A 26,549-nucleotide genomic window follows, 5' to 3' on the forward strand; every position below is an offset into this window, starting at 1 on the left:
GAGACGGGAGGCTGATCGTGAATGCGATCATGTGGATGGGCGTGGCCGGAATAGTGGGCACGGCCCTCTCACCGTGGATCACCGAACGGTTGCGCAGCAAGACTGCGCGGCGAGAGCAACTCGTGAAGCTGCGGCTCGCGATCTACGCCGAGCTGCTGAGAGCGACGGCCCGCCTCGCCACAACCGCAACGACTTCGGCTGCATCGCACCCGAATGACGCCGGACAGATCGGCGGTGACGAATTCGATTCTCTACTCGGCCAGGCGCGGGTCGTCGCCAGCGAGGATGTCTACCGACGACTCAACGAGCTGTCGCAGCTCACGGAAATGTTCAACCAACACCTCGAGGAGGCCGAGCCGCGCCCGGTCTTCCCCCACCGGCAACACCTGCACGATGGCGCAGTGAACGGCCCGTTGCGTCTCCAGCATCGGAAAACGCTCACCGATATCGCGGGCGGTATCGCGGTGGCTCACGGGCGAGTCCAGGACGCGATCCGTCACGAGATGAATCGGTGACCGTCGATCCGATCCCACATCGCTGGGTGGTCGTCAGCTCGCGAGCTCACGGGGACGAGCGAACACATCCACCAGCGCACCGTTGCGCCATACCGTGATCTCGATCTGCCGGTCGATCGCATCCTCGACCATCAACCGCTGAACGGCAGTCGTCGTCACGATCGGCTTGCCGTCGAGTTCGACCATGATGTCCCCACGCCGCAACCCTGCCTCGGCGGCGGGGCTGCGCGGGGAGACACCGGCAACCTGCAAACCGGTCTTCGACCCGATCCGCCCCTGTAGCTTCGGGGGCAGCGGAACCTGCATGCCCGCGATCCCCAACCAGGCCCTACGCACCCGGCCCGCCGATACCAACGCGACGATGATCTGCCTCGTCGTCGAGTTGATCGGCACCGCCAGACCCACCCCCATTCCGGCGACAGCGGTGTTCACCCCGACCAGCCGGCCCGCACTGTCGGCCAACGCGCCACCGCTGTTCCCCGGATTCAGCGCCGCATCGGTCTGGATCACCTCATCGATCACCCGCCCCGACTCCACCGGCAACGAGCGTCCCAGCCCGGACACGATGCCCGCCGTCACACTGCCCGCCAGACCCAGCGGGTTCCCCAACGCAACGACCAACTGCCCCACCCGCAGCGACGCGGCGTCACCCAACTCCACCGGAGCAGGCACATCGCCCCGAGCACGCAGCACAGCGAGATCGGACAACGGATCGCGCCCCACCACGTCGGTGCGGACAACAGTTCCGTCGGTGAACGCCGCCTCGGCCCCGCTCGCTCCCGCAACCACGTGCGCACTCGTCAGCAACAGCCGGTCATCGGTGATCACACTCGCGCTGCCCGACCCGCTCCCCCGTGACGTCCGCACAACCAGGCTGGCCACACTCGGCAACACCGCATCGGCAACCGAGATCACCGTCCTCGAGTACCCGTCCAACTCCTCCAGTTCGCCCATACCCACTACAGCGCCGGCACACGACCACCTATGCCCCTGTTCGCTCCCAGCTGACCACCCGACGAAACTCTCCGCGCGTTTCCTCCACGAGCGCTAACATCCCCGATCGTGACAACACTGCGCGACGTGCCGATGACACTATTGCGAATCAATTACCAATTACTACGTATCCCTTTGCAATTCGTGGAGCACATCGCGATCACGCAACTCGACGAACGGGCACCCGCGCGCCTCGCCTACGAACAGTTGCTCATTCAGTGCGATCGAGCGGCCGGCTACTTTCTCGACGACGAGAACGCCAACGGCCGTGCAGCAGAACTGCACCGACATACGACTGCCGTCCGGGCCGGAATCGCCCGTCGACACCGCCGAGTAGACGCCGAGAGCGCGACCCTCCTGGATCTCCAGCCTGCACGGTTCCACCGGCGCCGCCAACCCCGCAGAAACACCGACCCCGCGTGACCGCGGGGTACGAGGCCGACCACTCACCGGCAGAGGCTGCGCGGCCTCGTCGACGGTGACCTCCGGCCGCAGAACCTCGTGCGCTCGGCCAGTCGCTGGGCGAGGTGGGCCATCCCGCCGGCCCGGTTCTCCTCGATCCGCGCGATGGCCCCGCCGACCGCATCCGCGTCGAGTTGGGCCATCGAGAACAGTGCCCGGAAGACGTCGCGGTGGGCCGCGAACATCCGGACACCGGCGTCTGCTGTGCCGGTTCGCGGCGACCGAATTCCCGACCACCCTGACGCCGCATGGCGCGAACGCCGACATCCACCTGGCTAAGAATTCGCGGTCGCGATCCCATGAGACTTCTCGGACTGGTCTCGCCCCAGCCAGGTGCTCTGTCCTGCGACCGGCGTGAGGGCAGAGCGCGTCGATGCATGAAATGCCTATCCCGCCGACCGAGATGGGAGAACAATCATGGTAGTGAGCCCACTGGGACGGATCGGCCGAGCGCTCCTCGCGTTCGCGCTGGTCGTTGTCATCGGGACGGTCGGCTACATCGACCTCGGATTCGGGATCCTGGATGCGCTCTACCAGACCGTCACGACGATCACGACCGTGGGATTCCGCGAAGTGCACCCGCTGACCGGGATCGGACAGTTGTTCACCATCATGCTGATCCTGGCGGGTGTGGGTACCGCGCTCTACATGTTCGGCGTCCTCCTCGAGGCGCTCATCGAAGGCCACCTGCGCCACCACATGGAAAGACGGCGAATGGACCGACGCATCAGCCGGATGACCGGCCACATCATCATCTGCGGATGGGGCCGGGTAGGCACTGCGAGTGCGCAGTATCTCGACTCGCTCGGCCGGGAGATCGTCGTCGTCGACCGCGACCCGGAGAGGCTGCGAGATCTCGATCACCCCACCGTGATCGGAGACGTCACCGACGACCGCATTCTCGAGGCCGCCGGCATCGCGCACGCGCACGCGTTGATCTCCGCACTCGACACCGACGCCGACAACGTCTACGTCACCCTGTCTTCCCGGGCACTGCGCCCCGACCTCACCATCATCGCCCGCGCCCGCAACGAGGGGTCGATGTCGAAACTGCTACGCGCCGGCGCCAACCGGGTAGTCAACCCGCAGCTGATCGGCGGGCGCAGAATGGGATCCTTCGCACTGCAGCCGCATGTGGCCGAATTCTTCGACGTGGTGATGCACGACGAAAGCCTGGACTACCGCATGGAAGAGATCATCCTCTCCCCCACCTCACCGTGGGCGGGATCCACGCTCGCACAGATCGGTGTTCAACAGGCGAGCGGCGCGCTGCTTCTCGCGATACGAACTGTCGCTGGACAATTCATCGCCAATCCGGTGCCCTCGCTCCGAGTCGAGCCCGGAACAATCCTGATAGCCCTCGGCACACCCGACGAACTCGATGCGGCGCGCCACCACGTCAATCCGTGATGCCGGAAACGCGTTCTCACCGTCCGCCGGCCACGAGGGCCACCCGCCGCTGTGCCTGACCGGCACCCGCTCGGTCGGCCGGTAATCGCCAAAGGTCGGCCCGGATACCATTCCCGCATGCTCACTGCCGTGTTGTATGGACTGGGAACTGCACTACCTTTGCTGATCGGGGCCTGCGTCGGCCTCCGCTACAATTTGCCCAGACCACTACTCGCCGCGCTGATGGCCTTCGGGGCCGGCACCATGGTTGCAGCGGTCTCCACCGAGCTGTTCCAGCCCGCCTTCGAGACCGAAGGCATCTGGGGCGCAGGCGCGGCACTGTTCGCGGGCGCATTGGTTTACGTACTCGCAGACCACCTGATCGAGAACAAGCTCGGCGCTGGTGCCCTCGGGTGGGCTCTGATGCTCGGTGCGCTGCTTGACGGCGTACCGGAAAATACGGCGCTGGGCGTCACCCTCGGCGGCACCGGCGGAGTTGTGCTGCTCGTCGCGGTCGCGGTCGGCAACGTCCCCGAAGCCGTCGCCGGGGCGGCGTCGATGCGTGCCCAGCCCGGTTTCAACCGTCGGCGGGCCTTCGCCGTGTGGGCAGCGACCGCAGCGCTACTCGTCCTCGTGGTGATCGGGGCGAACCGGGTGTCCGACCGGATCTCCGATGGTGCGATCGCCACCATCCAGGCGTTCGCCGGCGGCGCGACGATCGCCGTGCTGGCGGATTCGTTGATGCCCGAGGCCTACCGGGAGGGTGGTTGGTGGGTTGGTCTTTCCACCGCGCTGGGATTCCTCGTGGCATTCGGCCTCGGGGCGTAGGCCACCGCCACGTCGGACCGGGGCAGGACGGTGCCCATGCAGCTCCGTTCTGGGCTCGCAACAGATCTCGGGCCCTGGAGAACCATCACCGAGGCGGCTCCCCCAAGCCGAGTGGTCCGTCGCCGAACCGGTGTTTACGATACTGCCGTCCCGGCAACCACTGGCGGTATGGAGCATCGCTGTTTGCGGCGATCGCCGATGTCACCAATGCCGCTCGCCGAGTGTGCCGTCAATACGGCCGGCATAGTCCAATAGTCGGGCCCCGCCGAAGGGGCCGATTCTGCCCCCAGCACGGACATTGACTCGGTGGCCGGCGACAATATCGTGTGGTTCGTCCCAGCACCCATACCTCAACGTAAAAAAGTGAACGCGCAATGTGGCTAGCTGCACGATCGGCGTATTCACCCCCATGTTTACCCGCGCATGCACGGCTGATCGCACCGAGCCGGCGACCCTCGGCGTTCCACCGTCCGGTGACGAGTGGGCACACGAGACGGCGATCCACTCGCCCTAGACGTCGATTCGAGAACCCATGATCACGGTCCGCTCTCCCGGAAGGCCGAAGTACTCGGCAGCGTCTGCCGTGATGTAGGAGGTGGCGATGAACAGACGCTTGCGCCATGTGGCCATCGTCGGTGCCGTCCCCATCGTCAACTCGATCTTCGACAGGAAGTAGGAGGCGCTATCGACCGCGATCGGCCCCTCGGTCTCCGCGGGGTCGAGCAGTCGCAGTACATCCGGGATGTTCGGCGCATCCATGTACCCGAAAAATGCTGTCACGTGGACGATCCCGTCTTCGGCGTAGCCGAGCTTGTCGATCTCCGTCCGCTCGGTGTCCGGTACGCGCGGCACCGGCAGCGTGTTGATCGACATGATCACCACGTGTTGCTGCAGCACGCGATTGTGCTCGACATTGGCCCGCATCGCCAACGGCGCCGTCTGCTTTCCGCGGTTGAGAAACACAGCAGTGCCAGGGACCCGCACCAGCGGCGGCCGATAGTCGTGCAGCTGGCCGACGAAGTCCCCTAATGATCCCTCCGCTCGCTCCCGTGCGCGGGTGACGATGGCGCGCCCACGTTGCCAGGTGGTCATCACGGTGAACGCCGTGAGCGCGATCAGCAGGGGCAGCCACGCCCCGTGCACCAGTTTGGTCAGGTTCGCCGCCAGGAACAGCAGGTCGACCGCCAGCAAGCAGCCGGCGCCGCACACCACCAGCCACAACGGCGTACCCCACCGGGTACGGACGATGTAGAAGAACAGCAGCGTCGTGATGGTGATCGTTCCGGTGACCGCCATTCCGAACGCGTACGCCAATGCCGCCGAGCTGCGGAATGCGAAGACCAGCGTGAGCACCGACACCATCAGCACCCAGTTGATCCACGGGACGTAGATCTGTCCGATCGTCGACTCCGAGGTGTGTGCCACCCGCAACCGCGGCAGGTAACCGAGCTGGGCCGCCTGTGATGCCACCGAGTAGGCGCCGGTGATCACCGCCTGGGAGGCGATCACCGTCGCCGCGGTGGCCAACAGCACCATCGGCCACCGCGCCCATCCGGGGGCGAGCAGGAAGAACGGGCTGCTCACGGCACTCTGGTCGCCGAGAAGCAGCGCACCCTGCCCGAGGTAGCTCAGCACACACGCCGGCAGAACGAGCACCAGCCAACCCCGGGTGATCGCCCGCCTGCCGAAATGGCCCATGTCGGCATACAGTGCCTCGGCGCCGGTGACCGCCAGCACGACCGCGGCCAGCGCGAAGAAGGCAATCCCGAAGTGTCCGAAGAAGAAGCTGAGGGCATAGGTCGGCGAGAGCGCCTTGAGGATTTCCGGATGCCGCGCGATGCCGCTCACGCCGCAGGCCCCGATCGAGACGAACCAGACGATCATCACCGGCCCGAACAGTCGCCCGACCGCCGCCGTGCCGCGGCGCTGCACGGAGAACAACGCCACGATGATCACCGCCGTGATCGGCACGATCCATTCTTCCAACCCCGGCTCGACGACCTTCAGTCCTTCCACCGCGGACAGCACCGAGATCGCCGGTGTGATCATGCTGTCGCCGAAGAACAGGGCGGCACCGAAGATTCCGAGCCCGGCCAGCACCGCGGTAACACGACTGCCCCGCACCGCACCCATACGTCGGAGCAGCGTGATCAGCGCCATGACCCCGCCCTCGCCGTCGTTGTCGGCGCGCATCACCAGCAAGACGTAGGTAGCGGTGACGATCAACATCACCGACCAGAAGATGAGCGACACAACGCCGTACACGTTGTTCGTGCTGATCGGCACGGGGTGCGGATCCTCCGGGTTGAACACCGTTTGGATGGTGTAGATCGGGCTGGTTCCGATGTCGCCGAACACCACACCCAGTGCACCGACCACGACGGCGGCTCGAACCGTTTCTCGACCGCCCACCGTGCGCCTCGGCGGACTGACTCCGGGCTCTGTGTCCACAGTGTGCTCCTCGTCTGCAGGACCGGATCCCATTGTCGGCCTTCCTGGACGCGGTGACCGTGGAAGTCGAGTTTCTCGTCCCGCGGGCCGAAAAACCCCAGGCCACCGCTCACCGGTGCAAGCGGCCGCTCGCCGCAGCGTTGGAAGCGGCGGTGCTCCAACGGCTGGTCGAAGGTGTCGAAGGCTAATGCGAATACGGCGTGCCTTCGCGATTCCGGACGCCCAGGTGATTTCACCGAGGCTCGTGCCCTCGAATCCCAACCTATCGAGCATCTCTGCGGCGCCACGCACGATCTGCCTCAGAGGCCGCCGATGGCGATGATGGCGATGGACATTCCGAAGTTTTGCGCGACGACGGCAACAGTGGCGGCCCTGGTTGCGGACATCGAAGATCCGGTCCAGATCGTCGCTAACGAGCGCGACGCGGTGCCGGTTGGCGCAGCAGGTCCTCTACCGCGGAGTCGGACCTCACAGATCGATCTCCGGTGCGTCCATCACCTGCCGGACCTCGATCGGCTGCGCGATCGGCTTGCCACCCGGGCCCGGGGCAGCCGACGACTTCGCAGCGACCTCGAGTGCGCGCGCCTGCGACTCGACGTCGATCATCCGATAACCGGCGAGCAGTTCCTTCGACTCCGGAAACGGGCCATCGGTGACCACCGGGACGCCCGAGCCGTCGAACGTCACCCGCTTCGCGACCTCCGGGCCCGCCAGACCCTGGGCATCGACCAGTTCACCCGCCGCGGCGAGCTCGGCGTTCAGGTCCTGCTGGAACCTCACGTGCGCGGCGATCTCTGCTGGGGTCCACTCTGGCATCGGCACCGTGCAACCCGATCCACCCTACGTAGTTCTGCAGCAACATGAACTTCGGCATTGTCTCACTCCTCGTCGTGTGGTGCGCCCATTCTGGCGCTTTCTCAGTAAGGACGGAGTCTGGTTGCAGTTCTCGGCATCCCCACCAAAACATTCTCGGGAGAATTTTTCTTTAGTGGCGCCCCGCGAGGAGGCAGTCCTCGAACACGCCGCGGGCAGAGCCTGCCCGGTGTGGCGCGTGTGAACCAGTCATCCCCGTCCCTCGTTATAACTAATGAGAGGTCCGCATCGACCCCACCCCCAGACAAGGGAGCGACCTGACATGCCGTCCGACGAACGTGACCAGCAGCAGAGCCTGCGGAGCGATCAACTAGCGCTTCCCCGCCGTACAGTTCTCGTCGGTATCGGCGCTGCGGCAGCCGCCTTGGCCGCCGGCAGCGCGCTGTTCCGTAGAACCCGCGCTTCGGCTGCGCCCGGCACCGGCGCCAGGCCAGCTGCGAATCCCGCGAGTGCAACCGTGCCGACCGGCGACGTTCCGGTCGGTGGCGGCACGGTGCTCGGCGATGTTGTCGTCACACAGCCCACCGGTGGTGACTTCCGCGGGTTCTCGTCGACATGCACGCACGCGGGATGCACCGTCTCCGACGTCTCCGGCGGCACCATCAATTGCCCGTGCCATGGCAGCAAGTTCAATCTCGACGGGTCTGTGCACACCGGTCCGGCGATCGCTCCGCTCGTCCCACGAAGTGTCTCCGTTCAGGGTGACTCGGTCGTGGTCGTTTGAGGTGTGTGACCCATATCGGGACGTCGCCGACGAGGTGGGGGCCCGTTCATCGACTGGCAAATCCCGTTCGGAAACAATCCGAGACTCCAAGCCTGTATGTGCCTGACGAAACGCCACTACACCACTGTGCTGGATCAGCACTGAACGCCCAGCGGTAATAACAGATTGGAGAATTGAGTGTTTCACGGCGAGCGTGAACGATGAGGGGCTACGGTCGGTCCGGTGCGTACTCGCGGGTCGAGTTGGAACCCCACCTCACCCCGCCTTCACGTCGGGGGTGACGCGGTCTGCAGCCGGGGCGGAAAGTTTGTTTTTGACCATCAGATTCAGCGAGACACCCTGCTCGTCGGCCTCGACCGCCAGAGCGCGGTGCACCCGCGGAGAGGTTCGCACGGTGAAGGTGCCGGTGTAGGAACGGTCCGCGATCGGCACGGGCGGCTTCTCGCCGGTGCTCGCCCTGTCCCCGAGGACGTCGCGGACGACGGTGATGATGCCGTCGAATGCCTCGTTCTGAGTTTCGGCGAGCCAGGAGAGGGAGGGGAATTCGGCGACGGTGCCGACGAACTCACTGTCCGGTTCCGACCAGGTCACCCGGTAGGTGTAGTGCGATGCGTCAGCCATTGCCTCCCTCCTTCATGAGCTTGTCGTAAGCGGCGAGGACCTGGTCGACCTGAGGCATGAGCCGATTCCAGCTGGTCGCAGCTTTGCACAGAGCCGCATTGGCCCCGCCCACAATTTCGCTCGAAACTGCTGGATTCCATGAGTTGCGAATGAAATCTGAGCGCTCCTCACGGATTTCGATACCAGGTCGGGTGTATTGCCTGGTGATCAGAAGTCGGCCGTAATTCCTACCTGGGCGCCGAGGGTTTCGAGGTCGGTTCGGGTCTGGTCGGGCAGGATGACGCCGCCGGCGTCGAGGTTCCGGTGTTCGGCGCGGTCCTCGAGTTCGCCGGGATAGAAGATTTCGTCGGCGCCTTCGGCGAGTGGGGTGTTTTTGACCTCGTCGATGAGTTCGCCGACGGAGTCGAGGTAGGCGGTGGTCGAGCCCATCGCGGCGACGTCGATGGCGATGAACAGATGTCCTGCGCCGCTGACCTTGTCGGCCTCGTAGGGTCCGCGGACGCGGGTTCCGGTATGGCTTCCGGTCAGGGCGCCGGAGAGGATGTCCATCATGAACGTGATGGCGTAGCCCTTGTGCCCGGCCATGGGGAGGATGACGCCGTCGATGGCGGTGGCCGGGTCGGTGGTGACGCGGCCGGCCGAATCCATGGCCCAGGTGGACGGAATCTCCTCGCCGCGGTTGCGGGCGAGGTAGATCTTGCCGCGGGCGACGGCGGTGTTGGCGATGTCGACGGCCACGACGCCCGAGCCGGAGGGGGCCGGGGCGGCGATCGACCACGGGTTGGTGCCGAGGGTCTTTTCGCGGCCGCCCCACGGCGCCATCGCCGGGCTGGCGTTGGTGGTCAGGATCGACACGCACCCGTCCTGGGCTGCGCGCCGGGTGTAGTACATCGCGGTGCCGAAGTGGTTGGAGTTACGTACTCCGACCACACCGACGCCGTGCTCGCGGGCACGGGCGACGGCCTCGCGGCGTGCCGTTTCGGTGAGGACCTGCCCGATGCCGGCGCGGCCGTCGAGCAGCAGCAGAGCGCCGCCGTCGACCAGGGTGTCCGGGCTGGTCACCGTCGTCATCGCCCCGGACTGCAGGCGGGCCGCGTACCAGGGCAGGCGGAGCACACCGTGGGACTGGTGTCCCCACAGGTCGGCTTGCACGAGGCTGTCGAGAACCAGGGCCGCGTCGTCGCCAGGCACGCCGATCTTCTCCAGTACCTCGCAGCCGAAGGCGGTCAGAGCCTCGGGCTTCACGCGGACGTCGTTCATGTCAGTTCCCCGTTCCTATTCGATACGTTTCGGTATACACTATGACATACTAAATGGGATGCTGGAAAGAGTTCGAAGGAGTGAAATGCTCAGTCTGATCGTGTCGGTGCAGGTCAAGCCGGAAAAGCGGAAGAGGTTCCTGGAGGTGATCGCCGACAATGCGGCACGGTCGGTGCGGGACGAACCGGGGTGTCTGCGCTTCGATGTCGTCGAGCATGCCGAGGAGCCCAACCACTTCTTCTTCTACGAGCTCTACCGGGACGCCGAGGCGTTCGCCGAGCACAAGGCGGCCCCGCACTTCGCCGACTGGCGAGTCGGCGCGGACGAATGCCTGGTTCCCGGCAGCCAGGTCAACACCTTCGCCGAGGTGCTCGTCAGCGAGTCCGATGCGACCGCGCATGCCTGAGCCCGCCGCTTCCACCCGTCCCGTCGTTCGAAGGACCCGTTCATGATTGCATCGATCACCACCATCAACCCCACCACCGGGCAACCGCTGGCCACGTACGAGGCGATGTCGCCGGAGCGCATCGACGCCCTCGTCGACGCCGCCGCGACCGTGCAGAAGCATTGGGCGACCGAGGAATTCAAGACCCGCGGCGACATCCTGCGGGCCGCGGCCACCGTCCTGCGGGAGCGGTCCGAAGACCTGGCCCGGCTGGTGACCCGGGAGATGGGCAAACCGCTCGTCGAGTCCCGCGCCGAGGTGGACAAGTGCGCGGTCGGCCTCGAGTACTACGCCGACAACGCCGCCACCTTCCTCGCCGACGAGGACTACCCCACCTCCGCCGACCGCAGCTGGGTCTCCTACGAGCCGGTCGGGATCGTGCTGGCGATCATGCCGTGGAACTTCCCGCTCTGGCAGGTGTTCCGGTTCGCCGCCCCCGCCCTGATGGCCGGCAACGCCGCCCTGCTCAAGCACTCCCCGAACACCACGGGCAGCGCCCTGGCCTGCCAGGACATCCTCCTCGCTGCGGGTCTGCCCGCCGGGTTGTTCACCACCTTGCTGATCGCCGAACCCGACGTACCCGCCGCCACCGAGAAACTGATCGCCGACTCCCGGATCGGGGCGGTGACCGTCACCGGCAGTGAACGCGCCGGCAGCGCCGTCGGCTCCATCGCCGGCCGGGAGATCAAGAAGTCGGTCCTCGAACTCGGTGGGTCTGATCCGTTCGTGATCCTCGCCGACGCGGACCTTCCCCGCGTGGCCTCCCTCGCCGCCCGCGGCCGGTTCCTCAACAACGGGCAGAGCTGCATCTCCCCGAAGCGGTTCATCGTCGACGCCGCCGTCGCCGAGGAGTTCACCCGCCTGTTCGTCGACAACGTCGGCCGGCTGCAGGTCGGCGACCCGGAAACCGACGGCACCGACGTCGGGCCGATGGCCCGCAAGGATCTGCTTGAGGGCATCGACCGGCAGGTGCAATCCGCCGTCGCCGCCGGGGCCACCGTCCTGCACGGTGGGCGCCCGCTCGAGGGCACCGACGGATTCTTCTACACCCCCACCGTTCTCGGTGACGTGCGGCCCGGGATGTCGGTCTACGCCGAGGAAACCTTCGGGCCGGTCGCGACGATCATCACCGTCGACGGACCGGACGAGGCGGTCGCGGTGGCCAACGACACCCCGTTCGGGCTCGGGGCCAGCGTCTGGGGCGCCGACCTCGACGCCGCCATCGCCGTCGGCCGGCGCATCGAGTCCGGGGCGTGCTTCATCAACTCCGTCGTCGCCTCCGACGCCCGGATGCCGTTCGGGGGCACCAAACGCTCCGGCTACGGCCGCGAACTCGCCGCCCCCGGAATCCGCGAATTCGTCAACATCCGCACCTGGTGGGCGATGAACGAACCCGGCGCCCAGGCCCCGGTCTCCGAATAACCCACCCCACCCCCAACCAGCCCAGTAATCAAGGAGTTTCGTTCATGACCGACATCACCACCGCCGATCCCACCGCTCTGGCCGTCTCCGCGCAGCTGCGGGACGGGCGCGAGGCCGCGGTGCTGCGCTCCTCGCAGATCACCCCCCGCCAGCGCGGCGGCGGCGCCCGCACCATCCCGCTCGTCTCCCAGCAGGTCGGTGGCAAGGACTTCCTCAACGGCATCACCATGTTCGGTCCCGGCGCCGCGATCCCCGAGCACTTCCACAACTGCGACGAGTCCGTGCTCATCATCCGCGGCTCCGCGGTCGCGCACATCGACGGCGCCGAGCACCCGGTCACCGTCGGCGACAACTCGTTCATCCCCGCCGGCATCCCGCACTTCTTCCGCAACGCCTCCGACACCGACGAGCTGCACATCTTCTGGACCTACGCTTCCGTCGACGCCAACCGGACCATCGTCGCCACCGGTGCTACCACCCGCATCGATGAGGAACACGGCACCAACCTCACCTGACCCCCGACCCCTCCCGGCTCTGCGAAAGGACCCTCGATCATGGTGTGGGAGATCGCCCGCCTCGACATCCGCGACGGCCACAACCAGGCCTTCGAAACCGCACTCACCGAGGCCGTTCCGTTGTTCGCCCGCGCCCACGGGTGCCGCGGCATGCAAGTCCAGCACAGCACCGAGCACCCGCAGCGGTACTACCTGATCGTCGACTGGAACACCCTCGACGACCACACGATCCGGTTCCGCGAATCCGACGACTTCACCCGGTGGCGCGATCTGGTCGGTGAACACTTCGCCCAACCCCCGGCCGTCGAACACACCGATCGCCTCGACGTCGGATTCACGGTGGAGTCGGTGCGGTGACCGGGGCGCGGTTGAGGCGGCGGTCGTTCCTGGCCGCCGGTGGTGGGGCGGTGGCGTTGGCCGCCGTCGGCGCGAGTGTGGGCGCGGCGGGTGCGTGGCCGCTGGGATCGAGCGACGGTACGGACCAGCAGCGGGCGATGTTCGCCTACGTCGGCTGCTACACCACCGCCAAAAGGGAGGGCCGCGGGCAGGGCATCGCGGTGTTCCAGGTCGATCGGTCCGGGCAGTGGCAGCCGGTGCGGGTGCTGCCCACGACACCGAACCCGTCCTATCTGATCACCGACCGGGCCGCGACCACCCTCTATTGCGTCGAAGGGGACGGCAACCGCGTCACCTCCTTCCGGATCGACCGCGGCACGGGCCATCTCACCGAACTCGGCACCGTCGACACGGGCGGCACCAACGGAGTGCACCTGGCCCTCTCCCCGGACGAGACCCGGCTGGTCGTCGCCAACTACGCCACCGGGTCGATCGCGGTCTTCCCCCGCGCCGCCGACGGCACCCTCGAAGAGAGGTCGCAACTGGTGCAGCTGAGCGGCACCCCCGGGCCGCTGCCGGACGATCAGAAGGGGCCCCAGCCGCATCAGGTGTTGTTCGACCCGACCGGCCGGCACTTGATCGTCCCGGACAAGGGCACCGACCGGTTGCACCGGCTCGGCTACGATCCGGCATCCGGGTCGCTGTCGGTGCTCGGCGATCCGGTGCTCACGGCGCCGGGAACCGGGCCGCGGCATCTGGCCTACCACCCGTATCTGCCGGCGTTCTACCTGGTCGACGAGTTGTCCTCGCAGGTCACCGTCTACCACTACGACCAGCAGACCGCCGCCGTCACCGCCGGCGCGGCGTTGTCGACGTTGCCACCCGGCTTCGAGGGTGAATCCACCGCCGCGGCGATCGTGATCAGCCGCGACGGCCGATTCGTCCACGTCTCGAACCGCGGGCACGATTCGGTCGCCTCGTTCGGCATCACCCCGGTCGGATCCCTGATGCCTCCGGCCCTCACCGACACCGCGGGACACCAGCCGCGGTTCATGACCCTCGACCGCGCGGGCGGAACCTTGTATGTGGCGAATCAGAAGAGCGACAGCATCGTTCCGTTCGCCGTTGATCTTGTGACGGGGCGACTGGACCGTCGCGGGGACACGATCGCCACCGGCACGCCCTCGTGCATCACCTTCGTCGACGCCCTGTGACCGCAGCCGCCCCACGTCCGGGGCTGCTCATCGAAAGGACTTTTGCGTGCGCACGTCTACCGCCGATCCGTCCCGCATCGCGCTCGCGCGGACCTGGCTGCTCACGGCCGCCGCCGATCCGGCGGTGATCGCCGCCTCAGCCTCCTGCGGAGCCGATGTGGTCGTCCTCGACCTCGAGGACGGCGTCGCCGACCGCGACAAGCCCGCCGCCCGGCACCACACCGCCCGGCGGCTCGATGACGGCCATACCGCCTGGGTGCGGATCAACGACGCCACCACCAGTCACTGGGCCGAGGACCTGCGGATGCTCGCCGACACCGGTCGCCTCGGCGGGGTGATGCTGGCCAAGACCGAGCACGCCGAACAGGTCGAGGCCACCGCCGAGCGGTTGCCCGCCGGCACTGCGATCGTGGCGTTGATCGAGTCCGCACTCGGGCTCGAGGAGGCCCGCCCCATTGCCCGGGCAGCCGCCACCGCGCGGTTGGCGTTCGGCAGCGGCGACTTCCGCCGTGACACTGGCGCCGGGGCCGACCCGGTGTCGCTGGCGTATGCCCGCTCACGTCTGGTCGTCGCCAGCCGCGCCGAACGGATCGCACCGCCCATCGACGGCCCCACCCACGCCGACACCGACCTGATCGCCGGGGTCGCGGTCGGCGTCGCGGCCGGAATGACCGGCAAGCTGTGCCTGCGCCCGGACCACATCGCGTCGATCAGCACCGCACTGTCCCCGACCGCGCACGACATCGACTGGGCCGAGACCGTCATCGCCCGTCTCGGCGTGGACGGCGCGCACGTCACCGACGGCAGCGACCGCCCGAAACTTGCCCGCGCCCTCCGTATCCGGCAGCTCGCGACCGCCTTCGCCACCGACGGCTCCTGACCACCAGTCCGCCGCGCGGCCCGAACCGACAGTCACCCGCGTTGCGGACCTTCCCGCAGCGTGCCGTCCGCGCCACCTCCAGGTGCGGGCGGCACACTGCCTCTCTCGGTCTCGGGTGCGCTGCGGACAGAGCAGCGAGCAACCGGACCGGGAAGAGTTCTGTGCAGGGTGCGCCTGCTGACTCGGTCCGCGCGCCGCCCCGCGATCATGCCCACGCTGCCGTGGGAGCGTACGAGGTCCGCGGGCGGCACGCCGAGTGGAGTGCAGAGCCCTGGTCTGGTGCTACTCACCGCCGACCTCGACGCAACCTCCCGCACAGATCCTGTGCCCGCGCCGCCCCCGGATGGTGCGCAGCAAACGCACGGATCTCATTCTCATTCCACGATCGGATGACCTTGCGTCTATCAGACGCCGGTACGCAGACGGCCACGGTGGGTGGGATCGCGTGATGCGTTCTCACTCACCGTGGCCGGGGAACTGTCTATGGCTAGGCGGGTTCCTTGACGCCCACCACCGGGCAGGGCGCGTCGAGCAGGATGCGCTGGGTGTGGCTGCCGAGGAGCAGTTTCATTGCGGCGGATCTCCGGCGTAGCCCGAGTGCGACGAGGTCGGCGCCGGTATCGGTGGCCAGGGTGACGACCTGGTCCGCGAGATCGGTTTCGGCGGCGTGCAGTTCGTACTTCACACCGGAATCCTGTAGCCGCTGGCGCGCCTGCGCGGCGAGTGCCGGGGAGGTGTAGTTCGGGCTCGCCGGTGAATCCGCACCGCCGGCCATCACGATGTGCACCGTCACCGCCGCCGGGTCGTCGGCGAGCTTTCCGGCGGTGTCGAGGGTCCAGTCGAGGGCGCTGTGGCTTTCCGGGCGATCGGTGAGCAAGACGACGAGGTTCATGGCGGGGTTCCGTCCTATCCGGGGTATGCGGCGAAGAGGATGCCGACGACGAGCATGACCAGACCGACCAGACAGGCCCGCCAGATCGCCTTCTTCTGGTGGTCACCGAGTTCGACCTTGGCCAGGCCCACCAGCAGCAGGAACGAGGCGACCAGGGGGCTGGAGGTGTGCAGGGGTTGTCCGATGATCGCGGCACGGGCCATCTCCTCGGGGGCGATGCCGTAGTGCGAGGCCGTCTCGTTGAGCACCGGGAGCACACCGAAGAAGAAGGCGTCGTTGCTCATGAAGAACGTCAGCGGCAGGCTCAGCAGGCCGGTGACGATGGCCAGGTGCGGGCCGAAACTGGTCGGGATGATCTCGACGAGCCACTGGGCCATCGCCTCGACCATTCCGGTTCCCGACAGTACCCCGGTGAGCACGGAGGCGGCGAAGACCAGCGCCACCACCGACACCACGCTCGACGCGTGGGACTTGAGCTGATCGGCCTGCTCGGACACCCGGGGGAAGTTGATGATCAGCGCGATACCGACGCCGAGCATCAGGATCACCGGCGGCGCGAGAGTGCCGAGCACGAGCAGCGTCATCACTGCTGCGGTCAACGCGAAGTTGATCCACACCAGCTTCGGACGGGCCTTCGGCCTCTCGAGATGATCACCCACAGTGGGGAGTTCGGCGAAATCGGAGACATCGTCGCCGCCGGCGGACGGGTGCGCCGGCCCCCTCGCGGTGTTGTCCGAGTCCGGGGTCTTGCCCGTGCCACCGGAGGATCCCACGAGAGCAGCTTCTTCCACCGATTCGCAGTCGAGGGTGAGCATGCCGACTCGCTTGCGTTCGCTGCGACCGAGGAAGTAGGCGAGCACGAGAACGGCTATCAGGCCAGCCACGATCGACGGAATCATCGGGACGAAGATGTCGATCGGCGAGACATTCAACGCGGCCGCCGCCCGGGCGGTCGACCCGCCCCACGGCACCGTGTTCAGCACACCGTTTGCGGTCGCCGCGACCACGGTCAGCACGACCGGGCTCATCCGCAGTTTCAGATAGATCGGCAGGAACGCCGAGGTCACGATGATGAACGTGGTGGAGCCGTCGCCGTCCAGCGACACGATCGACGTCAACAGGGCCGTTCCGACGACCAGTTTCATCGGGTCGTTGCGGACGAACTTGAGGATCAGTCGGATCAGCGGGTCGAACAACCCGACGTCGATCATGATCCCGAAGAAGGTGATCGCGAAGAACAGCAACGCCGCCGTGGGGGCGAGCTTGAGCAGCGCCTCCATGATCATGTCGCTGAAACCCATTCCCGCACCGGCGAAAAGGGCGAACACGGTCGGTACGACGATAAGGGCCGCGACCGGAGTGATGCGCTTGCTCATGATCAGGTACATGAATACCGCGATCATCGAGAAGCCAAATATGACGAGCATCGGACTTCCTCCGTTGTAGTGGTGTGCATCACTGTATACCGTATGGAACACTATAGCGAGTTCCATGTTGTTCGTTATGATGCACACATGGCGGCCGACAGCAAGAGCGAGCAGGTATACGCGCAGCTCAGAGAGAGCATCCTTGACGGGACCCTGCGCCCCGGGGAGTCCCTGAGCGTGATCAGCATCGGCGAGCGCTTCTCCGCTTCACGCACTCCGGTGCGTCGCGCGCTGTTGCAGCTCGAGACCGAAGGCCTGGTCTCGCTCGTCGACCGACAGGGGGTCCGCGTCGCGCCGATCTCCATCCAGGGGGTGCGAGACCTGTTCGAACTGCGGATGTTGCTCGAAGCGGCAGCGGTACGGATGGTCGCCGACAACATCGACTCGGTTCCCGCGGGACGACAGGCCTTCACGGAAATCCTCGACGGACTAGACCAACTCGCAGATCAGGCGCCGTCCGACCAGCGACGTGACCGGTTCTACGAGCTCGCCGAGGCATTCGACCAGGCCGTCATCGCGCACACCCGCAACGAGCACCTCGCCCGCTCCATCGCCGAGTTGCGCCCCCACAGTGCCCGACTGCGCATCATCGCGCACTCGCGCCCCCAACGCCTCGACACCTCCCTCACCGAGCACCGGACCATGTGCCGGGCAATCCTCGCCGGCGACGGCGACGCCGCGGCCACCGCATGCACTGATCACCTCGCCGAGACCCAGCGCACGATCCTCGATGCCGTCATCAACCCTGCTGGATCGGGCGTGCCCGTCCAGCTGATCACCGCGTGACGACAGTTCGGTTCCGATCGGCAACCTGAGCGGAGCCTCGATCGAACCAGACGCGTATCTGCGAATTGGCCACCGAACCGTGCGAGTTAGGCCTGTCGTATGACCGAGAATCCGGGAACTCGCACGCTTTTGACTACTGGCGACACGGTGATGTTCCACCCCGAAGGGGTCTCGAAGTTCAAAATCCTCAACATCGATGAGGACGGCCATGCACTCATCGAGTCCCTTGCTGAACAGCCCAGGTAAATACGCCTTCAGCGTCGCGGTGAAGTTTCTCGTCCCGGCGAAGTCCTGATCGTCGCTCGACCCTGGCCAAGAGGTCGACTTCGAGTGGCAGAAGCCAACCGGCACGGTAGTGGACTTCACATTTGTAGCCACTCAGGTACGACCCGTCCAGGCCGATTAACGATCCCCACGCGGCACGGCGAACCCTACGGGGATTCCGGTGTGCTATCGAATCCGAACGCTCGATCGCAGCAAGTCGGTCACTGGTGTTGACCACGCTGTGTGCAGAGCTCACTGATCGGATAACTGACCGAGTCGTCTACGCGGTCGATCCAGACGGCGTTTCCATCCCGGACGTCAGGCTTGAAAAGCAGCAAGGGGCTGCGGCTCGATATGGGCCACAGGACGAATTCGTAGCCTGAGAGCCAGTCCTGAACCGCCTCTGCGATCTCGGCCGTCGCGGTCTCAACGTTTTGTCTCGTATGGGATGCCGAATCCGAATCCGCTCGGAATGTCCACACCATTGGTCCGGGCCTCGACGGCATTGAGTCCGATAGTCCATGCCGGGATCTCGTCCGTGGTGTCTTCTCTTGTCCACATGAGTGAGCTGTACTTGTCGAATTCGCTGAAGCACTGAGTATCCCGGCCGACTGCACGGCACGCCTAGACGAAATGAGTAGGTGCGTCGGCGGCATCTCGGCATCGAGGTTAAGTCGCCACCTAAGCTTTCGCGGCAACGGTGGTTGAGTCCACGCCTGTGTCGCTTGGTACAGCAAGTCTTTCGGAGCGTCTGCGGCGGATTTCTTCCACTCGAAGTCGATCAGATCGCCGACACTGAGTTCGAAGGCGCTTTCCTGACGGCGCTCGCTGAAAATGCTCAGTTCTGCTTACCGAAAGTGCTCACCCGTGTGGCTCCGCCGATGAGGGCGGGTCTCCCTCGATGCTGGTGGTCTCTGACCACACACCAGCGATTCGAGGGAGACCCGCAATCTCATGCTGACATGGGAGGAAGACGTGGAACTACATGCACTGCACAAACAGGGCTGGACGATCTCGGCGATCGCCCGCCACACCGGCCGCAACCGCCGCACCATCCGCAACTACATCAACGGTGTCACCACCCCCGGTATCCGCAAACCCGCACGTGAGGACCCCTTCGAACCGTTCGTCGAGTACGTCACCTGCCGGCTGGCCGAGGACCCGCACCTGTGGGCCCGCACCCTGTGCGACGAGCTCGAAGAGCTCGGCTACCGGTTGTCGTATCCGACGCTGACCCGGCAGATCCGCGACCGCAAACTCCGCCCGGTGTGCGAGGCCTGCGCGAACGCCACCGACCGGGCGAACGCGATGATCGACCATCCGCCCGGCGAGGAAACTCAGTGGGACTGGGTCGATCTGCCGAATCCACCCGCCTCCTGGGGCTGGGGCGGGATGGCGCACCTGCTGGTCGGGTCCCTGGCGCATTCGGGGCGCTGGCGCGGGATCCTGGCACCGGCGATGACCCAACCGCACCTGGTCGACGGCCTCGACCGGGTCAGCCGCCAGCTCGGCGGCGTGACGAGGGTGTGGCGGTTCGATCGGATGGCCACCGTCTGCCATCCCGAGTCGGGCCGGGTGACCGCGAGCTTCGCCGGCGTCGCGAAGCACTACGGCGTCTCGGTGGCGATCTGCCCACCCAAAGCCGGGAACCGCAAAGGTGTCGTCGAGAAGGCCAATCATACTGCCGCGCAACGATTGTCACGCACCCTGCCCGACGACGTCACCGTCGAACAGGCCCAACAACGCGTGGACGAGTTCTGCCGGCTGCGGGGCGACACCCGGATGCGGGCCACCGCCGACGGCAAGGCCTCGGTGGCGACGGTGGCGGCCGCCGAACCGTTGACCGCGCTGCCGGCCACGCCGATCCGGCGATCCTCACCGAACCCCGGACCGCATCGCGGCAAGCGCTGGTCTCCTACCGCGGCAACCGGTACTCGGTGCCCCCGGAGCTGGCGTCGGCGCAGGTCACCGTCACCCAAGTCCTCGGATCGGAGGTGATCGACATCGTCACCACCGCGCAGATCACCATCGCCCGCCACCGCCTGGCCCCGGACGGCGCCGGGGTGATCGTCCGCGATCACGGTCATGTCTACGCGCTCGAGCAAGTGGCCATGGCCGCCGCCGGGTCCGCCGGGCGCCCGCACCGTCGGAAGGAACGCATCCCACCCGGACCCGCCGCGATCGAGGCCGCGGACGTGTTGCGCCGCAACATCACCGGACCGGCCACCACAACATCGAGTGCGGTCGCACCCTCGGCTGCAACGGCCTCGACGGTCATCGACCTGTCCACCTACGAGCGGGCCGCCCGCGGAAGGAACACCCTCGCATGACCACCACCCCGATCCCCGATGCGGTGCCGGCGCCGAACACCGCCGAGGCGGCCAGCCTCTACCAACGCCTGCGCGGCCATCTGGCGGTGCTCAAACTCCACGACGCCGCCGAAGCCCTGCCCGCGGTCCTCGACCGCGCGCAACAGACCAACCTGTCGATGACCGCCACCCTGGAGGAGTTGCTCTCGATCGAGGTCGACGCTACCGAGGCCCGCCGACTCGCCGGACGATTGCGGTTTGCGTGCCTGCCGACACCAGCGTCGCTCGAGGACTTCGATTTCGACGCCGCCGCGGGCCTCGACCGGAAGCTGATCGCCGAGCTCGGGACCTGCCGCTACCTCGAAACCGCGACGAACCTGCTGCTCATCGGCCCGCCGGGGGTCGGCAAGACACACCTCGCGGTCGGGCTCGCGCGGGCCGCGGTGCACGCCGGCTACCGCACCTACTTCACCACCGCCGCCGACCTCGCCGCCCGCTGCCACCGGGCCGCGATCGAGGGCCGGTGGGCGACGACGATGCGGTTCTTCGCCGGCCCCACCCTGCTGGTCGTCGACGAACTGGGCTATCTCCCGTTGCCCGGCGGGCGGCGTCGGCGCTGTTTCAGGTTGTCACGCAACGGTATTTGAAGACCTCGATCATCATGACGACAAACCGCAGTGTCGGCAAAGCGCACAGGTTCGTGCGAACGTGTGCACGGTGACGCCTGAATTATCACAGGTCCGCGAGCAGGGTGGGATCGACGCGGTCGGCGAAGTAGGCCAGGACGCCCTCGGCGCTCATGCCGTAGGTGGTGGCAATCAGATTGGGATCGTGGCTGTTGGTCAAGGCCAGCAGTCGGGAGGCGCGCAGGGTGGAGATCGTGGTGTCGGCGGGGTCGAGGAGGTGGCCGAGGTAGGGCTGGGATGCCGGTGTCCGCCCGGATCGGGTGATCTTGGTGACGATGACGTGGGGATTGTGGGTGCCGGATCTGCGGTGCTCGAGGCATCGGGTCAGTGCGGCCCAGGTCGCCGGGTCGAGCGGGATCGGTTGTGGGCGGCGGCCGAGCCGAACCGTGCGGTGCTGGTGATCGATGTCGGCGAGCTGCAGGTGACGCAGTTCGTGCTGTGAGGCACCGTGGATCAACGCCATCAGGCCGACGAGGGCCTCGTTCGGCGCCACCTCGGTTGATGTGCACCAGCGCGTGAACAGTTCGCGCTGTCGCGAGCGCGGCAGGGTCCGTCCATGGAATCCGCGGGGCTTGCGCACGCGCAGCTCGGCGGTGGGATCGATCAGGATGAGCTTGCTGCGGCGAGCGAAGCGGAAGAAGTGGCGAAGTCCGCCCAGGCGGCCGCCGGCCGACGAGACCTCGGCGAGGTAGTTCTCGATCACGGCCTTGTCGACCTGCGCCCAGTCCTCGATTCCGCGTCCGACGAGATGGCATGACAGGTCCCGGATCTGGGCCAATCGCTTGTCGATGGTGGTGTCGGTGCGGGGTCGGGTCCCGGCGCGGCGGGCGCGGTCTCGTTCGTCGAGCATTGCGCGTTCGAACGCGGCGACGGCGGGCCGCAACGGTTCGGGCACGGCCTGCACGCGTCGCGCCCGGCGGCCGGCCGCGAGCCGCTGCGACTGGTCGGTGGGCAGGGCAAGAGCGCGGGCGGTGAAGAAGTCCTCGAGCGTCTTCGCGAGCGACCCGATCGAGCGGCCGGGGATGCGGGCCCGGTCGAGTAAGGTCTGCGGCATTGCCCGTGGCTCGGTGCGCAGCAGTGCCCCGAGCTGACTCACCAGACGTGTCGCCTGCCCCGGACAGTACCGATCTGCAACGTGGATGGTGAAGTCCCACAGCCAATTCGGCGGATCATCCAGTTCGGCGAGGAGGTGTTCGGCGCGGGTGTAGGGGCGTTGGGGGCGGCGTTGCCAGCAGCGGTTGCACAGCCTCGCCCCGCCGCCGCGGATCACGCGCCCGCATTCGGTGCATGCGGCGGCCGGCTTCGGCGCCGACCCCGGGTGTGAGCACGGTCCGCACCAACCGGTGTGTTCGCGTAAGTAGCCGTCGCGGCCGCAACGCGGACAGCGTCGGCGGGCGGCGGCGAGGTCGTGACGGCGGCGGCACCGCAGGCACCGGGTCTCGCCCTTGCGGCGCACGACGGCACCGCAGTCGTGGCAGGTGCGCGAACACGACCGGCATCGCCCGGTGTCCGGACTCAAGACCCGCTCGATCCCGCAACGGGGACACGGCGACTTCGCCGCAGCGGCGACCGCGTTGCGCCAGCACCGGCAGCACAAATCGCGGCCGAGTCGGCCCCGCGGCCGACCGCAGCGGGTGCAGTCCCCGACTTTCGTCGTCACACCGGCGGCATCGACCGGCCGCCGACTCGCCGCGCCGCGGGCTCCGATGCTGTCGGCGCCGAGGGCTCGGCGGGGACCCGATCGGGCGTGGTGTCGAGGTCGAACAGGTCGTTCGGGGTGCAGTCGAGCGCAGCGCACAACGCCAGTAGCGTGCTGAGCTTGATCTGCGAGGGTTCCTTGGTGAACAACGCCGACACCGACGCCGACGACAGCTCGAGTCCGCCGCGTTCGGCGAGCAGACGGCGCAGCTGGGTGCCGGTCCATACTTCCCGTTGCGCCGCGGCCATCCGCAGTTTCCATCTAATGTGCATCATCATCTCCCTGCAGGAACGCGACGGTGTCGGACACCGCGCTGCGGTAGGCGTCCTCGATGAACGTCTCCGACGGACGGACGTACCGCATCGTCGATCCCACCGTCCAGTGCCCTAACATCTGTTGTATCGCAACGAGATCGACTCCTCGTTCGTAGTTGTGGGTGGCGCATGCCCGGCGCAGCGCGTGCGGGCTGAACCGGTCCGCCGGCGAGCAGTGCTCGAGATCCTGCAGATACCGCAGACGGTTGCGGATCGTGCCTCGGGCCATCGCACCACCACTCTGATCGCAGAACAACACCGCCGATTCCGGCAACTTCGGTCGTACATCCTCGAGATACCACCGCACCACCAGATCGAGGTGGTCGAGCATCGGAACCCACCGCGGCCGCGGCCCGGAGGTGCGGGCACCCTTGCCGAACCGCACATGCAACTTCCCGAACGGGCCCCGCCCGAAGTAGACGTCCGCGATCTCGAGTTTGGACGCCTCATCGGAGCGCAACCCGGCGTGATACAAGGTCCGGAACAGCGCATAATCCCGGGCCGCTGGCGCGTACTTGCGAGCCGAGCCGATCCGTTCCTTGAGGAAGTCGAAGAAGACGGCCACCCGACTCACGCTCGGAGGTGGAAGCAGCCTCGGTGAATCGTCACCGACATGACGGCTCGCATTGAACTCGTCGATCGGGTTCGTCAACCGCACCCCGAACATCGCCTCGATCACCCCGGCGCGGCGGGTGATCAGGAACCGGTGAAAACTGCTCAGCGCCTGCACATATCTGCGTCGAGTCGACGCCAGCAAGCCGTCCGCGGCCATCGCTCCGACCACTCGATCGACATCGTCGGCGGTGGCCTCCCACACCGGTTTGCCCAGCGCCGCCAGCATCCGCTCGAGCTCACCTGTCTCGTTCTCGATGGTCACCGCGCTGAAGCCTCGGACCACCCGCGAGGTCACGAACGCCTCGACGCATTCGAGTTGAAAGGTCAGCGGATCGGTCGACGCGTGGGCGACCTCGACCGTCCTGCCCTGCACCACACGAAATGTGTGACTCATACCACATAGGTTAAGGCCACCTTGCTCGTCAAGGTGGTACCGACACGAATGGAATCCCACCTCGAAAACAGTGGACTCCCCAAACCGGGCTGAATGACCAGCTCGCAGGCAATTTCCGAGAGAACGAACGTATGCCACTTCCAATCGAGTGGGGTCAGGTCCTCGGTGACACCACCGTCGCCGCGGCCATGCTCGACCGGCTCCTGCACCGGTCCGTGGTGCTCAATCTGGACGGGGACTCCTACCGCCTTCGGGATCATCACGCCCGCTCCGAAAACCTCCGCAAAGCCACCACCACACCCCGCCAACCGCTACAGTAATCACCGCTCACGGGTGGGCACTTTCACCGAGCAAGTCTGAGCACTTTCGCCGAGCGTCGTCATTCCTCCGCTTGAGTAGCCGTCAGGACCCGCACTGCCGCAGCGGTAACCGGCTCCTGGGTGGATCGTTGGTGCGGCCACTAGCGTCAAGGGGGAAACTGACGACCGACGAGCCGAAGCCGTGTCGAGAGTGCCAGGGTGTCAGGCGACGGAGTGTGTGACTGATGCACGGTAGGTGTCGGCGACGGCGTCCGGGGGAATGGACACATGGATGGTCGCTGTCCATTCCGTGGGGCACGGCGAGATGCGGGCGGTCTGGACGACTACGGGCGTAGCTGCCAGCGTGCGCGGGCCGGGCGAGGTACTGCATCCGATGGAAGTGGAGGCGTACACGGCCGCGCCGGCTGGGATTATTCGTCCCGTTCTTGTGCCTACGAAGTCCGTCATCTGCACGGTGGAGATCCACGTCGGCGCGGTGAGCAGACGCAGGTCGGTTATCGCTACCAGCGTGGAGCCTTGCACCGTGGTTCCCGGATTCGATGCCCCCATAACGAACCCGCCGACCGTGGTGATGGCGAGCAAGCCCGTTTCCGCGGCTGCCACCATCGCCCCCGGTGTGGGTGCGACTGCTGCTGGTGTGCTGGTTGTCGACGGCGTTGCAGTTGCCACGACGGGCGGCGTGCTGGCCGCTGCATCGCCGGCGGTGGGCACCACCGTGGTGCTGGCGGAGACTGACGTCGGCGCCGGGGTCGTCGTGGTGGTGGCTGGGACTGGTGTCGTCGTCGCAGGGGTAGCGAGGGGCGTCGTTGCCGGGGGTGTCGTTTCCTGCGCGTGCGCGGCGGCTGCACCGGCAACGAGGAACGCGACCGTCAGTAGAATAATCGCTGGACGTGTCATTGCGGGTTCCCTACGTGTTCTGGCGACTTCTCTGCCGCAACAGAAGTACGACGGTGACGATCAACGCAACCAAGAGAACCGCGAAACTGATTACCCAAGGAAATCCGCTCCCGTTGTCGCCGGTGCCGACGGGTGTACCGACGCCGGAATCCGGGAAGGTCACGGACGCAGACGTCAGGTGATTCACCAAACCGCTGCGCAATGTGAGGTCCGCGGTCCAGGGTCCGTTCGGTAGGTCCGGGCTGAGGTCGATGGTGACGAGAGCAGTCGCTCCGGGTGCGATGGTGGTGCCATTGACGGCGTTGAACGGGCCCGCTGACAAGCTCCCAGGCCCGCCGCTCAAACGTACTTCACCCGCCATATCGAGGGCCCGCCCACCGGTGTTCTCCACTTCGGCCACGAGCTGGGCGATCCCTTCCGAATTCCGTTGCGGGGTGACCTCAGCGATGCTGAAGTCAGCCGGAGAACCGTTGCCCGGTCCCACATTGAGGTACAACCGGATCCCGACCCGGCTCACCAGTTGAGTGCCGGTTCCCGTCGGGGGTGGTCCGGTGATCTGCGCCCAGACCACGGCGTACTGCTCGCCCTCGGGGGCATCTTCAGGTACTGCGACCGTGACGACTGCGTCGGTGCTGGTGCCGTCGGCGAGCTCAGCTTCCTTCGGGTCGACTGTGGTCCAGGTAGTGAGCTCGTTGACCGCCCGGCCGTCTTCGATGGTGAACTGGGAATCGGTGAGGTTGGCCGCCCCGGCGTATAGCTCAACCTTCTGCGGGGCACCGGTGTGGTTTTGAATTTCGATGCGCCGCTGGATGGTGGTCCCCGGATTGACGTTGTCGACGATGTACGACAGGGCGCGCGGGTCGTCCTTGAGCTCGACGGGGACCTCGGCCAGCCGGATACCAAGTCCGGTCTGACCAGCCGGGTCCTGGGCGTGATGCGGGGTGGCATAGGCCAGGGTCGCCACCGACCATGCAGCAGCCAGAACAAGCAGACTCATCACATAACGCACGGATCGGTC

The 26,549-nt window shown here is 66.6% G+C and carries 25 protein-coding genes and 3 pseudogenes; 16 read left to right on the forward strand and 12 right to left on the reverse strand.

Features of this window, described 5'->3' with window-relative positions:
• The first annotated feature begins 122 nt into the window (after window positions 1-122).
• On the forward strand, window positions 123-515 hold the full coding sequence (locus RHA1_RS53205) for a hypothetical protein (protein ID WP_193384920.1): 393 nt from the start codon (window positions 123-125) through the stop codon (window positions 513-515).
• Between the two features lie 33 nt (window positions 516-548).
• On the opposite strand, the gene RHA1_RS03115 is transcribed toward RHA1_RS53205, so the two are convergent.
• Window positions 549-1,469 (reverse strand): S1C family serine protease, encoded by a 921-nt coding sequence (locus RHA1_RS03115; protein WP_009473280.1) that lies wholly within the window; start codon window positions 1,467-1,469, stop codon window positions 549-551.
• Window positions 1,470-1,601: 132 nt separating this feature from the next.
• On the opposite strand from RHA1_RS03115, the gene RHA1_RS03120 reads away from it, so the two are divergent.
• Entirely contained in the window at window positions 1,602-1,931 is a 330-nt protein-coding gene (locus RHA1_RS03120) for a hypothetical protein (protein WP_041812298.1), read from the forward strand.
• A gap of 23 nt (window positions 1,932-1,954) precedes the next feature.
• Here RHA1_RS03120 and RHA1_RS03125 read toward each other — a convergent pair whose 3' ends face one another.
• Window positions 1,955-2,155 (reverse strand): hypothetical protein, encoded by a 201-nt coding sequence (locus tag RHA1_RS03125; RefSeq protein ID WP_041811002.1) that lies wholly within the window; start codon window positions 2,153-2,155, stop codon window positions 1,955-1,957.
• Window positions 2,156-2,387: 232 nt separating this feature from the next.
• Here RHA1_RS03125 and RHA1_RS03130 point away from each other — a divergent pair, with 232 nt between their 5' ends.
• Window positions 2,388-3,380 (forward strand): potassium channel family protein, encoded by a 993-nt coding sequence (locus tag RHA1_RS03130; RefSeq protein WP_011593900.1) that lies wholly within the window; start codon window positions 2,388-2,390, stop codon window positions 3,378-3,380.
• 117 nt (window positions 3,381-3,497) lie between these two features.
• Complete coding sequence (locus RHA1_RS03135) at window positions 3,498-4,187, forward strand: ZIP family metal transporter (protein WP_029538205.1); 690 nt, start codon at window positions 3,498-3,500, stop codon at window positions 4,185-4,187.
• 510 nt (window positions 4,188-4,697) lie between these two features.
• On the opposite strand, the gene RHA1_RS03140 is transcribed toward RHA1_RS03135, so the two are convergent.
• Complete coding sequence (locus RHA1_RS03140) at window positions 4,698-6,671, reverse strand: potassium transporter Kup (protein ID WP_011593903.1); 1,974 nt, start codon at window positions 6,669-6,671, stop codon at window positions 4,698-4,700.
• A 435-nt stretch (window positions 6,672-7,106) separates the two neighbouring features.
• Entirely contained in the window at window positions 7,107-7,454 is a 348-nt protein-coding gene (locus RHA1_RS03145) for a YciI family protein (RefSeq protein ID WP_011593904.1), read from the reverse strand.
• A 319-nt stretch (window positions 7,455-7,773) separates the two neighbouring features.
• On the opposite strand from RHA1_RS03145, the gene RHA1_RS03150 reads away from it, so the two are divergent.
• On the forward strand, window positions 7,774-8,235 hold the full coding sequence (locus RHA1_RS03150; RefSeq protein WP_011593905.1) for a Rieske (2Fe-2S) protein: 462 nt from the start codon (window positions 7,774-7,776) through the stop codon (window positions 8,233-8,235).
• Window positions 8,236-8,490: 255 nt separating this feature from the next.
• Here the strand turns inward: RHA1_RS03150 and RHA1_RS03155 are convergent, their stop codons facing one another.
• Together RHA1_RS03155 and RHA1_RS03160 are read right to left on the reverse strand one after the other, a co-directional pair.
• The gene (locus RHA1_RS03155) at window positions 8,491-8,856 is read right to left on the reverse strand and encodes a type II toxin-antitoxin system HicB family antitoxin (protein WP_011593906.1); all 366 of its coding nucleotides are present in this window, start codon (window positions 8,854-8,856) and stop codon (window positions 8,491-8,493) included.
• Window positions 8,857-9,063: 207 nt separating this feature from the next.
• Window positions 9,064-10,116, reverse strand: a complete 1,053-nt coding sequence (locus RHA1_RS03160) for an Ldh family oxidoreductase (protein WP_011593907.1) — start codon at window positions 10,114-10,116, stop codon at window positions 9,064-9,066.
• An 85-nt stretch (window positions 10,117-10,201) separates the two neighbouring features.
• Here RHA1_RS03160 and RHA1_RS03165 point away from each other — a divergent pair, with 85 nt between their 5' ends.
• Genes RHA1_RS03165 through RHA1_RS03190 form a run of 6 tightly spaced genes read left to right on the forward strand, consistent with a single transcriptional unit; the run spans window position 10,202 to window position 14,928 of the window.
• The gene (locus RHA1_RS03165; RefSeq protein WP_041811005.1) at window positions 10,202-10,522 is read left to right on the forward strand and encodes a putative quinol monooxygenase; all 321 of its coding nucleotides are present in this window, start codon (window positions 10,202-10,204) and stop codon (window positions 10,520-10,522) included.
• Between the two features lie 42 nt (window positions 10,523-10,564).
• Complete coding sequence (locus tag RHA1_RS03170; RefSeq protein WP_011593909.1) at window positions 10,565-11,983, forward strand: NAD-dependent succinate-semialdehyde dehydrogenase; 1,419 nt, start codon at window positions 10,565-10,567, stop codon at window positions 11,981-11,983.
• A gap of 44 nt (window positions 11,984-12,027) precedes the next feature.
• Window positions 12,028-12,498 carry a cupin domain-containing protein gene (locus RHA1_RS03175; protein WP_011593910.1) on the forward strand — a complete coding sequence of 157 codons (471 nt, stop codon included), beginning with the start codon at window positions 12,028-12,030 and terminating at the stop codon, window positions 12,496-12,498.
• A gap of 39 nt (window positions 12,499-12,537) precedes the next feature.
• Window positions 12,538-12,855, forward strand: a complete 318-nt coding sequence (locus tag RHA1_RS03180) for an antibiotic biosynthesis monooxygenase family protein (RefSeq protein WP_011593911.1) — start codon at window positions 12,538-12,540, stop codon at window positions 12,853-12,855.
• The gene (locus tag RHA1_RS03185; RefSeq protein WP_011593912.1) at window positions 12,852-14,048 is read left to right on the forward strand and encodes a lactonase family protein; all 1,197 of its coding nucleotides are present in this window, start codon (window positions 12,852-12,854) and stop codon (window positions 14,046-14,048) included. Before RHA1_RS03180 ends, RHA1_RS03185 begins: the two co-directional genes overlap by 4 nt.
• Window positions 14,049-14,094: 46 nt before the next feature.
• The gene (locus tag RHA1_RS03190; RefSeq protein ID WP_011593913.1) at window positions 14,095-14,928 is read left to right on the forward strand and encodes an HpcH/HpaI aldolase/citrate lyase family protein; all 834 of its coding nucleotides are present in this window, start codon (window positions 14,095-14,097) and stop codon (window positions 14,926-14,928) included.
• A 487-nt stretch (window positions 14,929-15,415) separates the two neighbouring features.
• On the opposite strand, the gene RHA1_RS03195 is transcribed toward RHA1_RS03190, so the two are convergent.
• Entirely contained in the window at window positions 15,416-15,820 is a 405-nt protein-coding gene (locus RHA1_RS03195; RefSeq protein WP_011593914.1) for a universal stress protein, read from the reverse strand.
• A gap of 14 nt (window positions 15,821-15,834) precedes the next feature.
• Window positions 15,835-17,247 carry a CitMHS family transporter gene (locus RHA1_RS03200; RefSeq protein WP_011593915.1) on the reverse strand — a complete coding sequence of 471 codons (1,413 nt, stop codon included), beginning with the start codon at window positions 17,245-17,247 and terminating at the stop codon, window positions 15,835-15,837.
• Window positions 17,248-17,334: 87 nt separating this feature from the next.
• Here RHA1_RS03200 and RHA1_RS03205 point away from each other — a divergent pair, with 87 nt between their 5' ends.
• From RHA1_RS03205 to RHA1_RS03225, 4 genes and pseudogenes are all read left to right on the forward strand, one after another.
• On the forward strand, window positions 17,335-18,033 hold the full coding sequence (locus tag RHA1_RS03205) for a GntR family transcriptional regulator (RefSeq protein WP_041811006.1): 699 nt from the start codon (window positions 17,335-17,337) through the stop codon (window positions 18,031-18,033).
• A gap of 99 nt (window positions 18,034-18,132) precedes the next feature.
• Window positions 18,133-18,279: a hypothetical protein gene (locus RHA1_RS03210; protein ID WP_167540910.1), complete on the forward strand. Its 147-nt coding sequence runs from the start codon at window positions 18,133-18,135 to the stop codon at window positions 18,277-18,279.
• 972 nt (window positions 18,280-19,251) lie between these two features.
• Window positions 19,252-20,627 (forward strand): annotated as a pseudogene (locus tag RHA1_RS03220) (IS21/IS408/IS1162 family transposase).
• Window positions 20,624-21,291, forward strand: a pseudogene (locus RHA1_RS03225) (ATP-binding protein); the annotation flags it as partial. The pseudogenes RHA1_RS03220 and RHA1_RS03225, both read left to right, overlap by 4 nt.
• A gap of 47 nt (window positions 21,292-21,338) precedes the next feature.
• On the opposite strand, the gene RHA1_RS03230 reads toward RHA1_RS03225, so the two are convergent.
• The 3 genes from RHA1_RS03230 to RHA1_RS03240 form a co-directional block, all read right to left on the reverse strand.
• Window positions 21,339-22,562: a site-specific integrase gene (locus RHA1_RS03230; protein WP_237726841.1), complete on the reverse strand. Its 1,224-nt coding sequence runs from the start codon at window positions 22,560-22,562 to the stop codon at window positions 21,339-21,341.
• Window positions 22,563-22,948: 386 nt separating this feature from the next.
• Entirely contained in the window at window positions 22,949-23,263 is a 315-nt protein-coding gene (locus RHA1_RS03235) for a helix-turn-helix domain-containing protein (RefSeq protein ID WP_011593923.1), read from the reverse strand.
• Entirely contained in the window at window positions 23,253-24,314 is a 1,062-nt protein-coding gene (locus RHA1_RS03240) for a tyrosine-type recombinase/integrase (protein ID WP_011593924.1), read from the reverse strand. Before RHA1_RS03240 ends, RHA1_RS03235 begins: the two co-directional genes overlap by 11 nt.
• A 146-nt stretch (window positions 24,315-24,460) precedes the next feature.
• On the opposite strand from RHA1_RS03240, the pseudogene RHA1_RS03245 reads away from it, so the two are divergent.
• Window positions 24,461-24,634: pseudogene (locus RHA1_RS03245) on the forward strand (ATP-binding protein); the annotation flags it as partial.
• Between the two features lie 907 nt (window positions 24,635-25,541).
• Here the strand turns inward: RHA1_RS03245 and RHA1_RS03255 are convergent.
• Window positions 25,542-26,528, reverse strand: coding sequence for a COG1361 family protein (locus RHA1_RS03255; protein ID WP_237726842.1), 987 nt, complete (start codon window positions 26,526-26,528; stop codon window positions 25,542-25,544).
• Window positions 26,529-26,549 lie beyond the last annotated feature (21 nt).

The organism is Rhodococcus jostii RHA1, from assembly GCF_000014565.1.
Lineage (GTDB): Bacteria > Actinomycetota > Actinomycetes > Mycobacteriales > Mycobacteriaceae > Rhodococcus_F > Rhodococcus_F jostii_A.